This window comes from Ensifer adhaerens (assembly GCF_002940685.1).
GTDB classification, from domain to species: domain Bacteria; phylum Pseudomonadota; class Alphaproteobacteria; order Rhizobiales; family Rhizobiaceae; genus Ensifer; species Ensifer adhaerens_E.
Genome location: NZ_PNFP01000008.1, coordinates 69,741 through 83,074 on the forward strand (window position 1 = coordinate 69,741; position 13,334 = coordinate 83,074).

11 protein-coding genes and 1 riboswitch are annotated in these 13,334 nt (G+C 64.3%); of the genes, 7 read left to right on the forward strand and 4 right to left on the reverse strand.

What is annotated here, in order from left to right; all coding sequences use genetic code 11:
- Nucleotides 1–164 precede the first annotated feature (164 nt).
- From C1A35_RS16715 to C1A35_RS16735, 5 genes are all read left to right on the forward strand, one after another.
- Nucleotides 165–3,197 (forward strand): helicase-related protein, encoded by a 3,033-nt coding sequence (locus tag C1A35_RS16715; protein WP_199772966.1) that lies wholly within the window; start codon nt 165–167, stop codon nt 3,195–3,197.
- Between the two features lie 8 nt (nt 3,198–3,205).
- On the forward strand, nt 3,206–3,619 hold the full coding sequence (locus tag C1A35_RS16720) for an RNA-binding S4 domain-containing protein (RefSeq protein ID WP_104665433.1): 414 nt from the start codon (nt 3,206–3,208) through the stop codon (nt 3,617–3,619).
- A 308-nt stretch (nt 3,620–3,927) separates the two neighbouring features.
- Nucleotides 3,928–4,266, forward strand: coding sequence for a ferredoxin FdxA (gene fdxA / locus C1A35_RS16725; protein ID WP_034802896.1), 339 nt, complete (start codon nt 3,928–3,930; stop codon nt 4,264–4,266).
- Between the two features lie 411 nt (nt 4,267–4,677).
- A complete protein-coding gene (locus C1A35_RS16730; protein ID WP_077968346.1) occupies nt 4,678–5,247 on the forward strand; it encodes a CarD family transcriptional regulator in 570 nt (189 codons plus the stop codon).
- A gap of 309 nt (nt 5,248–5,556) precedes the next feature.
- The gene (locus C1A35_RS16735) at nt 5,557–6,423 is read left to right on the forward strand and encodes an RNA polymerase factor sigma-32 (RefSeq protein WP_104665434.1); all 867 of its coding nucleotides are present in this window, start codon (nt 5,557–5,559) and stop codon (nt 6,421–6,423) included.
- Between the two features lie 198 nt (nt 6,424–6,621).
- Here C1A35_RS16735 and C1A35_RS16740 read toward each other — a convergent pair whose 3' ends face one another.
- The 4 genes from C1A35_RS16740 to thiB all read right to left on the reverse strand — a co-directional run bounded on the left by C1A35_RS16740 (nt 6,622) and on the right by thiB (nt 11,816).
- On the reverse strand, nt 6,622–8,133 hold the full coding sequence (locus tag C1A35_RS16740) for a M48 family metalloprotease (protein ID WP_104665435.1): 1,512 nt from the start codon (nt 8,131–8,133) through the stop codon (nt 6,622–6,624).
- Between the two features lie 302 nt (nt 8,134–8,435).
- Entirely contained in the window at nt 8,436–9,155 is a 720-nt protein-coding gene (thiQ, locus tag C1A35_RS16745) for a thiamine ABC transporter ATP-binding protein (RefSeq protein WP_104665436.1), read from the reverse strand.
- Complete coding sequence (gene thiP, locus C1A35_RS16750) at nt 9,152–10,756, reverse strand: thiamine/thiamine pyrophosphate ABC transporter permease ThiP (protein ID WP_104665630.1); 1,605 nt, start codon at nt 10,754–10,756, stop codon at nt 9,152–9,154. The genes thiQ and thiP overlap by 4 nt, the downstream gene beginning before the upstream one ends.
- A 31-nt stretch (nt 10,757–10,787) precedes the next feature.
- Nucleotides 10,788–11,816: a thiamine ABC transporter substrate binding subunit gene (gene thiB / locus C1A35_RS16755; protein WP_104665437.1), complete on the reverse strand. Its 1,029-nt coding sequence runs from the start codon at nt 11,814–11,816 to the stop codon at nt 10,788–10,790.
- Between the two features lie 51 nt (nt 11,817–11,867).
- Nucleotides 11,868–11,985, reverse strand: a riboswitch (TPP riboswitch).
- A 128-nt stretch (nt 11,986–12,113) separates the two neighbouring features.
- Between thiB and C1A35_RS16760 the strand changes: the two genes are divergently transcribed.
- Nucleotides 12,114–12,599: a GNAT family N-acetyltransferase gene (locus C1A35_RS16760; protein ID WP_104665438.1), complete on the forward strand. Its 486-nt coding sequence runs from the start codon at nt 12,114–12,116 to the stop codon at nt 12,597–12,599.
- A gap of 84 nt (nt 12,600–12,683) precedes the next feature.
- Nucleotides 12,684–13,334, forward strand: coding sequence for a thiamine diphosphokinase (locus C1A35_RS16765; RefSeq protein ID WP_104665631.1), 651 nt, complete (start codon nt 12,684–12,686; stop codon nt 13,332–13,334).

Sequence of the window (13,334 nt, forward strand, 5' to 3'; positions counted from 1 at the left end):
ACCACAACAGGTGGTGCAAGGGATTGAGAGCGCCGCCGAGAAGTTTTAGTTGTCTGCGCCCCTTGCGTTTGGCTCGGTGCGTGGGCATGTGTTTGCCGCCAGCGTTCAAATGACGCTGCCGTAATTTCTGAATGCCCGGGATCGATGACGTGTCCGTTCACCCCATGATCCTGAGCGGCCGCGGCGTAACTGCGGTGCTCGGGCCCACCAATACCGGCAAGACGCACTACGCGATCGAGCGCATGATCGCGCACGACAGTGGCGTCATCGGCCTGCCGCTGCGGCTGCTCGCGCGCGAGGTCTACACGCGCCTTGTCGAAAAGGTCGGCCATCACAACGTCGCGCTGATCACCGGCGAGGAGAAGATCACCCCGCATCGCGCCCGCTACTCGGTCTGCACCGTCGAGGCGATGCCGCGCGAGACGACGGCGTCCTTCGTCGCGATCGACGAGGTGCAGCTTGCCGGCGACCTCGAGCGCGGGCACATCTTCACCGACCGGATCCTGCATCTGCGCGGTCGCGGCGAGACGCTGCTGCTCGGTGCCGGGACGATGCGGCCGATCCTTGAGCAGCTGTTGCCCGGCATCACCGTTGTCGAGCGGCCGCGCATGTCGCAACTGCTCTATGCCGGCTCGAAGAAGATCACCCGCCTGCCGCATCGCTCGGCAATCGTCGCCTTCTCGGCCGACGAGGTCTATGCGATCGCCGAACTGATCCGCCGCCAGCGCGGCGGTGCGGCCGTCGTCCTCGGCGCCCTTTCGCCGCGCACGCGCAATGCGCAGGTGGCGCTCTACCAGGAAGGCGACGTCGAATACCTGGTCGCGACCGATGCGATCGGCATGGGCCTCAACCTCGATGTCGACCATGTCGCCTTCGCGCAGGACCGCAAGTTCGACGGCTACCAGTTCCGCAACCTCAACCCGGCCGAACTGGCGCAGATTGCCGGCCGTGCCGGCCGCCATCTGCGCGACGGCACCTTTGGCGTGACGGGGCGTGTCGACCCCTTCGACAACGAGCTCGTCCACCGCATCGAGGCGCACGAGTTCGATCCGGTAAGGGTTCTGCAGTGGCGCTCGAAGGCGTTCGATTATTCCTCGATTGCGGCGCTGAAGAAGAGTCTCGATGCGGGGCCGACGGTTCCGGGCCTTGCCCGGGCGCTACCTGCGGTAGACCAGCAGGCGTTCGAACATTTGACCCGCTACCCGGAGGTCGTCGACATCACCACCAATTCCGAGCGGGTGGAAAAACTGTGGGAAGCCTGCGCGCTGCCGGACTATCGGCGCATTACACCGGCTCAACATGCCGACCTGATCTCGACGATCTACGCGGATCTCGTCCGCCGTGGCACCGTAAACGAGGACTTCATGGCCGAACAGGTTCGGCGCGCCGATCATACGGATGGCGAGATCGACACACTTTCGGCGCGAATCGCGCAGATCAGGACATGGACTTATGTGTCGAACCGGCCGGGATGGCTGGCCGATCCGACACACTGGCAAGAAAAGACGCGGGAAATTGAAGATCGATTATCCGACGCACTACATGAACGGTTGACGAAACGCTTTGTTGATCGCAGGACATCTGTGCTCATGAAGCGCCTGAGAGAGAATGCTATGCTGGAAGCTGAAATCAGTGTGAATGGTGATGTCTTCGTCGAAGGACACCACGTGGGACAACTAACCGGTTTCCGGTTTACGCTGGCGACCGGCGGCGACGGCCCGGATGCCAAGGCCGTGCAGGGTGCTGCCCAGAAGGCGCTGGCGCTCGAGTTCGAGGCGCGGGCCGCACGGCTGCATGCTTCCGGCAACAACGACCTGGCGCTTTCGTCGGACGGTCTCGTGCGTTGGCTCGGCGATCCCGTGGCGCGGCTTTCGGCCAGCGATCACGTCATGCGCCCGCGTGTCATCCTGCTTGCCGACGACCAATTGCAGGCGAACGCCCGCGAGCACGTGGTCGCGCGCATCGAGCGTTTCGTGAACCATCACATCGGTACGGTTCTGAAGCCGCTCGACGATATCTCGCGCGCCGAGGACCTCGAAGGCTTGGCCAAGGGCCTCGCCTTCCAGCTCGTCGAGAACCTCGGCGTGCTCTTCCGTCGCGATGTCGCCGACGACGTCAAGTCGCTCGACCAGGACGGTCGCGCCTCGATCCGCAAATACGGCGTTCGCTTCGGCGCCTATCACATCTTCCTGCCGGCGCTCCTGAAGCCGGCTCCGGCCGAACTCATCACGCTTCTCTGGGCGCTGAAGAATGACGGTCTCGACAAGCCCGGTTATGGCGACCTCATTCCGATGCTCGCCGCCGGCCGCACCTCTGTTGTCACCGATCCATCCTTCGAGCGGACCTTCTACAAGCTCGCCGGCTTCCGTTTCCTCGGAAAGCGTGCGGTGCGCATCGATATCCTCGAGCGCCTCGCCGACCTTATCCGGCCGCTGTTGCAGTGGAAGCCCGGCGCGCAGCCGCGCCCGGAAGGCGCCTATGACGGTCGCCGCTTCACCGCGACGACATCGATGCTGTCGATCCTCGGTGCGACCCCCGACGATATGGAAGAGATCCTGAAGGGCCTCGGCTACCGGGCTGACAGCGTCAAGGCCGAGGAGGCCCAGGCCTTCCTCGCCGGCCAGGATGGTGCCGCAGCCGTTGCCGCCGCCGCTTCCGAGCCGGTGGCCTCCATTGATGATGCCGATGCCGGTGACAGCGCGGCGGAAGCCGAGACTGCAACCGTCGAGGCGCCTGCTGCCGAGGTCGAGCAGGCCGAAGGCGAAGCCGCCGTCGCAGGCGATGCGCAGCCCGCCGAAGCGCAGGTGACCGAGACTGGCGAGCCGGTCGAAGCCAAGCCGGTTCTGCTGTGGCGTCCGGGCACCCGCCAGGACAATCAGCGCCAGGGTGGCGGTCGCCATCAGGGCGACCAGCGTCGCGGCGGCCAGCGCCATGGGCAAGGTCAGGGACAGGGTCGTGACGAAGGTCGCGATACCGGTCGCAAGGGCGGTCAGCAGGCCCGCGGCAAACGCCATGACGGCGGCAAGCCGGAAGGCGGGCCGCGCCAGGATCGCGGTGATCGTCACGATCGTCACGACCGCGGCGGCAAGCCCGGCCAGGGCAAGTTCGAGGCGCGTCCGCCGCGCCGCGAAAAGCCGGTGGATCCGGATTCGCCCTTCGCCAAGCTCGCTGCGCTCAAGGAGCAGATGAAGAAGTAAGGCAGGTCATGGAAAAACAGCCAGCGTCCAACCCGGCATCGCGCCAGCGTCTCGACAAGTGGCTGTTTTTCACGCGGCTGATCAAATCCCGATCGCTTGCGCAAAAGGCGATCGAGGATGGTCGCGTCGCGGTCAACGACCAGCGCGTGACGCAGTCTTCGTTTCAGGTGAAGGCGGGCGACGTTCTGGCGCTTTCATTGGACCGGCGCGACCTGATCGTGCGGGTCCTTGGACCGGGCGACCGGCGTGGTCCCTACGAGGAAGCGCGGCTGCTTTACGACGATCTCACGCCGGAGCAGCCGAAAGAGAGATTGTCGGCCTACGATCTCGCCACGCGCGACCGCGGGGCTGGACGGCCGACGAAGAAGGAGCGCCGGGAGACCGATCGGCTAAAACCCGATTTCGATCGGCGCGAGGACTGAAGCGCGCCGCGATCTTTCAGATCCGCTCTTTGTGCCTGAGGCGTTTGTTTTTTCGCTGGGCTTACCCGCAAAACCGCTCTCCACTTTTGTGCGCCATGCTTTAGAAAACTCTGCCTTTGCTGCGCCTTTTCGCGCATTGAATATTCTTGCAAAGGGTCCATAAAGCCTTTACCTGACAGACCCACGTTGGGTGCATCGGGGTTGCTTCGGCAGCTATGCGCGCCGGACATTCCTAGCATGCGGCAGACGACGAGCATCACCATTGATTGCCGTTTGCCATCAAACGTGAGCATTGGCTGGAGTACCTCATGACGTATGTCGTGACCGACAATTGCATTCGCTGCAAGTATACCGACTGTGTCGAAGTCTGCCCCGTGGACTGCTTCTACGAAGGCGAAAATTTCCTCGTCATCCATCCCGACGAGTGCATCGACTGTGGCGTTTGCGAGCCGGAATGTCCTGCCGAGGCGATCAAGCCGGATACCGAGCCGGGCCTTGATATGTGGCTGAAACTGAACGCTGATTTCGCCTCCAAGTGGCCGAACATCACGGTCAAGCGCGACCCGATGCCGGAAGCCAAGGAGATGGATGGCGTCGAAGGCAAGTACGAGAAGTTCTTCTCGACGGAACCCGGTCAGGGCGACTGAGGCGGAACGGCTCCGACCGTTCGCCGGCGCTGACGCAGCGAAAGCGACCCCGAGCGCCAAACTTGGGGAAAACACGCACTGCGCTCGCAGTTGCGAGAATGGTGGCTTGATGGCTGCCATGCAGCAAATTATTGATTTCGGCAGTTTTTTGTGATAGGTTCCTTCTACTGATCCACAGAGGGTGTTTTTGCGCGCCCGAAAACCATCACGAAAGCAAACGATCTCCAAAACGCGGTTTCTTCCTAGTACGCAACATGGCGTTGCTCTGTTGTGACCGCATTTCATGAGGCTGTTTGCATTCCTTGGACGGACCAGGATGTACCCACCCGGCGGTATCCCCGTCTATCCCGGGCCTCACTGACCCGGCCCCGGCCAGAATGGCCGGCGCGAAACAGGGAGTTTTTGAAACGAATGACGACCCAGCAGAAAAAATCTTCGACACGCCAGGGCTTCAAGACCGGTGAATCGATCGTCTATCCGGCCCACGGCGTTGGCCAGATCGTGGCGATCGAAGAGCAGGAAGTCGCCGGCATGAAGCTTGAGCTTTTTGTCATCGATTTCGAGAAGGACAAGATGCGCCTGAAAGTGCCGGTGGCCAAGGCCGTCAGCATCGGCATGCGCAAGCTCTCCGAAACCGATTTCGTCGACCGCGCGTTGAAGGTTGTGCAGGGCAAGGCTCGCGTGAAGCGCACCATGTGGTCGCGCCGCGCCCAGGAATACGATGCCAAGATCAATTCCGGCGACCTGATTTCCATCGCGGAAGTCGTGCGCGATCTCTACCGCGCCGAAAACCAGCCGGAACAGTCCTATTCCGAACGCCAGCTCTATGAAGCTGCCCTCGACCGCATGGCGCGCGAGATCGCTGCCGTCAACAAAATGTCGGAAACCGAAGCTGTTCGCCTCGTCGAGACCAATCTCAGCAAGGGTCCGAAGCGCGGCAAGGCAATCGACGAAGACGACGCTCAGGACGAAGCCGCATAAGCTGTCCGATTGTACTGAGACTACCAAAAAGCCCGGCCATCGCGCCGGGCTTTTTCTTTGATCGCATGGAACTTTTGCCGTTCGGGCGCATTTCTATTAGCCGGCAGAAATGCGCCGCTTTCGCGCCGGGCGATCTTGGTTCTGTGATCCGTCACCGTTCAGGTTCGTGACTTCGAAGTTAGGGCGCCGCGTCGTTTCTTCAAGTTTCGATGTCGCGGCGCGAGACGCCCCTGCTGCCGGACCCCTCATCCGTCCGGCCATTTGGACTTCACGCGCAATGGCGCCCGGGCGCCAGTCACGGAGTGATCGATGAAGACTCTCACTGCAGACCGGCGGATGATCAAGATCGCCATGGAGGCGCCCTATCTCGAGCGCGACGAGGAGCATAAGCTGGCCCAGGCCTGGCGAAACGACAACGATCAGGAAGCCCGCAACAAGATCGCCATGTCGCACATGCGCCTGGTGATTTCGATGGCGGCAAAGTTTCGCAACTTCGGACTGCCGATGGGCGATCTCGTGCAGGAAGGCCATATCGGCCTTCTGGAGGCGGCTGCCCGTTTCGAGCCGAGCCGCGAGGTTCGCTTCTCGACCTACGCCACCTGGTGGATCCGGGCGTCGATGCAGGACTATGTCCTGCGCAACTGGTCGATCGTTCGCGGCGGCACGAGTTCGGCGCAAAAGGCCCTGTTCTTCAACCTCCGGCGCCTTCGCGCCCGGCTCGCCCAGGGGGACAGGCAGCTTACATCGCAGGCTATGCATGAGGAGATCGCCGCCGCCCTCGGCGTCAGCATCGCCGATGTGCAAACGATGGATGCACGGCTTTCCGGAAGCGATACCTCGCTGCAGGCGCCGGTCGGCGGCAGCGATTCCGACGGCGGCGAAAGGCTGGATTTCCTCGCCAGCGATGCGCCATTGCCAGACGAGCAGGTAAGCGACATGATCGATGGCGAACGGGCCCGCGTGTGGCTCCGCGATGCGCTGGGTGCACTGACGGAGCGCGAGATGCGCATCATCCGCGCCCGGCGGCTTACCGAAGAGGGGGCCACGCTCGAAGAGCTCGGCCTCGATCTCGGTATTTCCAAGGAGCGCGTCCGGCAGATCGAGACCCGGGCGCTGGAAAAGCTCCGGGCGGCGCTCGCGACGAGAGCGCCGGCGCTGACCGCGGGCATTCATTGATCCTTTGCGCCTCGCGTGGTTCGTGCGCAGGATTGCGGTCTGCGCCGCGCAAAGCCTGTACCGTCGTCGCTGTGGCGATCGGATGCCGGGTGCCTCCATCGGTGAGGGCACAGGCATTCGGAGACGCGCCTGCCCGGCGTAGGCGCGGGCCTTTTCGCCTGCGCGATCGACTGCTCGCAAACGGCCTTTGCCGCCAGCCTATTCGGAAACGATTTTCACCTTGTCGCCCGGCTTCACCGTCGAGCTGACCTGCATCGCGTTGATGACCCGGAAGAGGTCGAGCTTGCGGTCCGTTCCCATCATGCGGGCCGACAATGTGGCGATCGTGTCGCCGGACCTGACCGTCACCACCCGGATCCGCAGCGGCTTCAGCGATTGCGTTTCCGCAGGCGTCATGCGGCGGAACGAGCTGCGGAGCTGATTTGCGGTCGGCTCAAGCGCGTTCGAGCCCTTGGGTACGGCGGTGAGGAAGCGGTAGATCCGCGTGTCGATGCGGATGACGGTCACGTCGAAATCCCAGCGGTCGGCCGAGGCGCGCGCGGTTGCGGCCTCCAGGCCGTTGACGCTGATCGGCCTGATCGTGTCCGGCTTCAGGCCGGTGACCCAGCCACTGGCGATATAGTCCGTCAGGCTTCGGCCGCCCGTGTCGGCGACGCCGTCGAAGCGCACGGCAATGTCGCCGGCGCCGGTCGCCAGAACCGCTTCCGCTTTGTTGTCGATCTGGAAGCCGGCGGGTACGTCGAAGCGGATGCCGAGTTGGCCGTGCAGGAAGGTCTGGCCGCGCACATAGCCTTCCTGCGGGCTGTCGCCGTAGAGCAGGCCATCGATGCCGGCGAGATAGTAGTCGCGGCCGCGATCGCCGCTGGTGCCTTCCGGACCGAAGGCGCGGGCGTGCCGGCGCGCGAGGTCGACGCGCTGCGGCGCGTTCGGATGGCTCGACAGGAAGTCGAGGCTCTGGTCGGATTCGGGGTCGACGGCCGTAAAGCGGCTATAGGCGGCCATCGAATCGAGGAAGCGCGCCGCGGCATAGGGGTCGTAGCCGGCTTCGCCTAGCATGCGCACGCCGATCACGTCGGCCTGGAGCTCCTGGTTGCGGGAGAAGGCCGCGAGCCTCAGCTTGCCGCGGGCGAGCGCCTGCTTGCCGGCGATGTCGGAGGACAGGACCTCGGAGACAACCCGGCTGGCGATCACTTCCGCTTCCTCGCGCTGCTGGCGCTCAATGCCGTGGTTGGCGGTGACGTGGGCCATCTCGTGCGAGAGCACCGCAGCCACCTCGGAGGCATCGTTGGCAAGGGCCAGCAGGCCGCGGGTGACATAGAGATAGCCACCGGGCAGCGCGAAGGCGTTGATCGCTGGCGAGTTCAGGATGGTGATGCGGTAGGACTGCTGCGGGTTCTCGGAGACCGCCGTCAGCGCGCCGGTGATGCGCGCGACCAGGCGTTCGGTCTTGGCGTCCTTGTACTCTCCCCCGTAGCTTGCGACGATACGCGGATGCTCGCGGGCGCCGAGCTGCGCCCGGGGGTCGTTCTTCTGGACTTCCTCGACGATCTGCGGATTGGACGAGGGCGAGACGGTCGGCTCGTAGGTCTGTTCGATCACGGATTGGCATGCGGAGAGAAGCGTGGTCGCAAGCAGCGCAACCACGGCGCGTCCACGCAGCCGTCCGCCCTTCGGCGGGAACCGGTCGTGTGTGACTGTATGCGTCTCCATGCCTCAGCCCGTTTCCCGTCCGCCGCCCCGCCCGCATGTTGCGGGAAAATGGAGCGACAGCGTTGAAAGTCCTACTTTTTTAGCGCGGCAGCGTTGCCCTACCGCGACCTCTCGGTCCTGGTCTTGCTGTATCTGATTTCAGCGCCACCTGCCTAGTTTGTCGAGGTAGAAATAGTTGCCCCGTGGTATCACGGCAACGGATGCGCGAATATTCGCGCCCTGCCGGATATTTCGCGCGTCGCATGGCGCCGCGGTCAAATTGTGGCAATCGGCCGAAGGCGCCGAGAATCCGGCCCGTAGCCTCAAGCATTACCGAGAAAGCGGTCGATCGCCGCATTGTCCCGCCGCTCCAGAAAGCGGTCGAGGGCGTCGTTGGCAATGATACGCCCCCGGTCGAGAAAAAGCACGCTATCGGCCAGTGCCTTCACGTCTTCGGGATGGTGCGTGATCATCAGGATCGTGTTGCCCTCCTCTTCGTGCAGCTCGCGCAGGAGCGTGCGCATGCCGGCGCGCATGCCGGGATCAAGCGCTGCGAAGGGCTCGTCGAGCAAGAGCAGCGGTCGGTTTCGCACGAGCGCGCGGGCGAGCGCAACGCGCTGGCGCTCGCCGCCGGAAAGGGTCGGCGGCAGCCGTTTTCCGAAGCCTTCAAGCCCGACGCGACGGAGTGCGTCTTCGATCCTCTGGCGGTCGATTGCGCTCAGCCGAAGCGCCGGGTCGATGCCGAGGCCGATATTGGTCGCGACGTCGAGATGCGCAAAGAGATTGTTGTCCTGGAAGATCATCGAGACCGGTCGCTCCGACGGTGCCCGGTCGGCGACGTTCTCGCCGAGAATGCGGATCTCGCCGCGATCGGGATCCTCAAATCCGGCAATGAGGTGGAGCAGCGTCGATTTGCCGGACCCGGAGGCGCCGGCGACGGCGACGATGCCGCCGGCGGCGATGGTGCAGTCGAAGTTGAGCGTGGCCGTTTCGAAACGGACCTCGACACCGCGCAACTCGATTGCAGGGACAGGATGGCTCATGCTTTGCGTCCTTCCCGCCGGCGGTCGTTTTCCGCCGTGCCGAGGATGGTAAAGATCAGGCAGAGAAGCCCGAGGAAAAGGGCGAGGCCGGCGGCATCGGCGGTGCGGTAGCTGCCCATGCGGCTATAGAGCAGCCAGGGTAGTGTCACCATGTCTTGGCTGCCGAAGAGTGCGACGGCGCCGAGGTCGCCGAGCGACAGCGCCATGGCAAAGGAAAGCGCCATCAGCAGGGGCTTGCGCAGCGCCGGAACGTCGATCCATCGCAGGCGATGAACGCCGCGGATGCCAAGGCTCGCCGTCAGTCGTTCGGTCCGTGCCGCGTGGGTCGCCATCGCCGGCGCGAGGATGCGATGGACGAAGGGCAGCGCCATCAGGGCGTTGATCGCAACGACGATGGCAGGCGCAAAGCGCGCGACATCGCCGAGCGGACGCAGAAGCAGGAACCAACCCGCGCCAAGCACCACCGGCGGCACCAGCAGGATCAGCGAGGTGCTGGCGGCGATGGCGCCGGCAAAGCCGCGGGCGAGCGACGTGGCTCGGCGTGGCGCGGCGACCGTCGCTGCCGCCCGGATCATCACGGCTGCCATGGTGACGGAGGCGAGCGCCGAGGCAAGCGCGATCGCCGCACTCGTCAGCAGCGCCCGGTGCACTGCCGGATCGCGGGCGAGCTTCAGCAGATCGGCCTCGAGGCCGGAGAAGGCGACGGCGAGGAGCGGCGCGACGAGGAACAGAAAAGCAAGGGTGATCCAGGCGCCATCACCGAGGCGCGCGATGCTTGACGCGCCGTCGAAGCGGCGCACGGTGCGACCACCGGTCATGCCCTCTTCCGGCTCGGTCGCCAGGTGACGCAGCAGGAGCAGCAGCAGGCCGGTCATGGCGATCTGCAGGGCCGACAGCGCGATGGCGCGCGGCGGATCGAAATCGAAGCGCAGCGCCTGGTAGATCGCCACCTCGATGGTGCTGGCCGCAGGTCCGCCGCCAAGCGTCAGCACCAGGGTGAAGCTGGTGGCGCAGAGCATGAAGACGAGGCCTGCCGCGCCGGGCAGGAGGCCGCGCAGGACCGGCCATTCGATGAAGCGGAAGAGCGCGTGGGACGGCATGCCGAGATTGGCGGCGCTTCGCCAGTATTCGGCGGGAATACGCTCGAGCCCGGCCAGAAACAGGCGTGTGGCTAGCGGCATGTTGAAGAAGACATGGGCGATGAGGATGCCGAACAGGCCGTAGATGCTGACGGGTTGCTCAAGACCGAGCCAGCGCAGGCCGGAATTGAGGAAGCCCTGGCGCCCCCAGATCTCGATCAGCCCGAGCGCGCCGACCAGCACGGGCAGGCCGAGCGGCAGCGCCATCAACCGCAACAGCCAGATGCGGCCCTGGAATTGCGGCCGTCGCGCCAGCGACCGGGCGACGGGGATGGCAAAGAGCACCGACAGTAGCGTCGAGAGGGTCGCCTGCAGCAGCGTGAAGCGGGTGACGCGCCAGATATAGGCGTCGAACAGCGCATCGTCGCTCGCGCCGCCCGTCTGGCTCAAGAGAGCAACGATCGCAAGGCCGACGAAAAGCACGAAGGTGCCGAGGCAGACTGCCCCGGCGACCACTGTCATGCGGTTTTCGCGCAGTGCGAACAATCCGGCCTCAGTTCTTGCTCATGGCGGCGAGCCATTCGTCGATCCAGGCCTTGCGGTTCTTCGCGACCTCTTCCGACGGCAGCAGGAAGGTGTTTTCCGGCTTGACCAGCCTGTTGAAGGCGTCCGGCAGCGGCTCCTTGGTCGCTGCGACCGGCATCATCCAGTTGGTCGTCGGGATGATCGACTGGAAGTCCGGACCGGTCATGAAGGCGAGGAACTGCTTTGCCAGTTCCGGTTCCCCGGCATTCCTGGTCATGCCGGCGACTTCGATCTGGATGTAATGCCCTTCGGAAAAGGCGGCCGCCTGATAGCGCTCGCTGTTCTCGGCGACCATGTGGTAGGCGGGCGACGTGGTGTAGGAAAGCACCATCGGCGCCTCGCCCTTGGTGAAGAGGCCGTAGGCTTCCGACCAGCCGGGGGTGACCGTCAGCACGCGGTCCTTCAGTTTCGCCCAGGCAGCGCCCGCCTCGTCGCCATAGACCGCCTTGACCCAGAGCAGGAGGCCGAGGCCCGGCGTCGAAGTGCGCGGATCCTCGATGACGATCTTCTGCGATGCGTCGCCTTCGACCAGTTCCTTCAGGCTCTTCGGCGGCGTCTTCAGCGTCTCGGTGTCATAGACGACGGCGAAATGGCCGTAGTCATAGGGCAGGAAGGTGTCGTCGGAAAAGTTGCCGGGCACCGTCAGGCCGGTTGCTTCGATGCCGTGCCGCGCGAAGAAACCCGTGGCCTTGGCTTCGGCGACAAGGTTGGTGTCGAGACCGAGCACGATATCGGCCTTCGAGGCCTCGCCTTCGAGCTTCAGGCGGGTCAAGAGCTCGACGCCATCGGCGACGCCGACATAGTTGACCTTGCATTCGCAGGTCTTCTCGAAGGCTTCCGCGACCTTGGCGCCGGGTCCCCATTCGGTGATGAAGCTCTCATAGGTGTAGACGGTCAGCGTCTTGTCGGCCGCCACGGCGTGGTGGGCGAAAACAAGGCCTGCGGCGGCAGCCAGAGCTAGCCGGCTAAACAATTTGAGTTGCGATGAATTGGACATGGCGAGCACCTCTCTCCCAAAGTTCGTTGTTGCATGGGAAAAGGGCGTATCGATCCGATCGCGTCTAATCCCTCCGCCGGTATGAGCCGGATCAGGTTCCGCGGGTTGGCGTTTCACGCCTCTCAGCCTCCGGCCGTCATGCGGTCGGGAGGCACCCCGTTAGAGCGGCAAGAGATTTACCGCCGCGTTGGTTCCATGGCAAGCAATGTTTGCGGAGGCGACACAGCGCGCGTCGGGCGTTCCCGCTCATCGGCAATTGCGTTATGACGTCATGCAAGCAACCGTGAGGAGGCCGCCATGCCCGATATGCTCGTTCGACTGTATGCCCTGCCGGCCGAGCCGCAGTCGCGGCTCGGTGCCGGCATCAGCATTCGCCGCGCCATGGCGCCGGAACGCCGCCTGGTCGTCTCCTGGATCGAAGAGACCTTTGGTGCCGGCTGGGCGGGCGAGGCGGAAGCCGCCTTTTCCTCCACCCCGACGCGCATGCATATCGCGGTTGAGGACGACAGGATCGTCGGCTTTGCCTGCCACGATGTGACGGCGCTCGGTTTCTTCGGCCCGACTGGCGTCGACGAAAGCATGCGCGGGCAGGGGATCGGCGAGGCGTTGCTGCTTGCGAGTCTCAAGGCCATGCGCGAGGCCGGCTACGGTTACGCCGTCATCGGCGGCGTCGGGCCGGCGAAGTTCTACGAGCGGGTCGCCGGCGCCATCGAGATTCCGGATTCGACCCCCGGCATTTATGCCGGCATGCTTTTCCCCGATCCGGTGCCGGAAGGTCACTGACGGTTTCCGCAAAATCTGCAGAACCGGTCGTCCGACGGTTTTCTTCGTTTTCCTTCGGCGGTCCTTTGCGCTATGGGCTTTGCCATGGCTCGATCGACCTTCACCATACTGCTTGGCGGCGCCCTTTCGCCGACCGACCGGCTGGCTCACCAGCTGGCCGCAAGTCGCTTCATTGCAGCTGACGGCGGCATGCGCCATGCCCGATTGCTCGGCATCGTGCCCGATGTCTGGGTCGGCGATTTCGACTCGACCGAAGAGGCCCTTCTTGCGGACTACGCTTCCGTCCCGCGCGAGCCCTATCCGGCGGCAAAGGCCGCGACGGACGGCGAGATCGCGGTCGAGGCCGCCCTGTCGCGCGGCGCCGATCGCCTGATTTTCGCAGGAGCCCTTGGCGGCACCCGCAGCGATCATGCCTTCATGCACCTGCTGCACGCCGTCGCCCTTGCCGAACGCGGCCTTTCCGTGTTGATGACCTCGGGCGAGGAAGAGGCCTATCCGCTGCTGGCCGGTTCGCTTGAACTCGACCTGCCCAAGGGTTGCCTCTTCTCGGTGCTGGGCTTGACTGAGCTTACCGGCCTTTCGATCGTCAATGCACGCTATCCGCTCGACGATTTCACCTTGCCGTTCGGTTCGTCCCGAACCGTCTCCAACGTTGCGGAGGGTCCCCTTCGCTTTTCTCTCAAAAGCGGCCGCGCCATCGTGCTCGCCCGCCCCTATGATCTTTCCGGAGCCTGA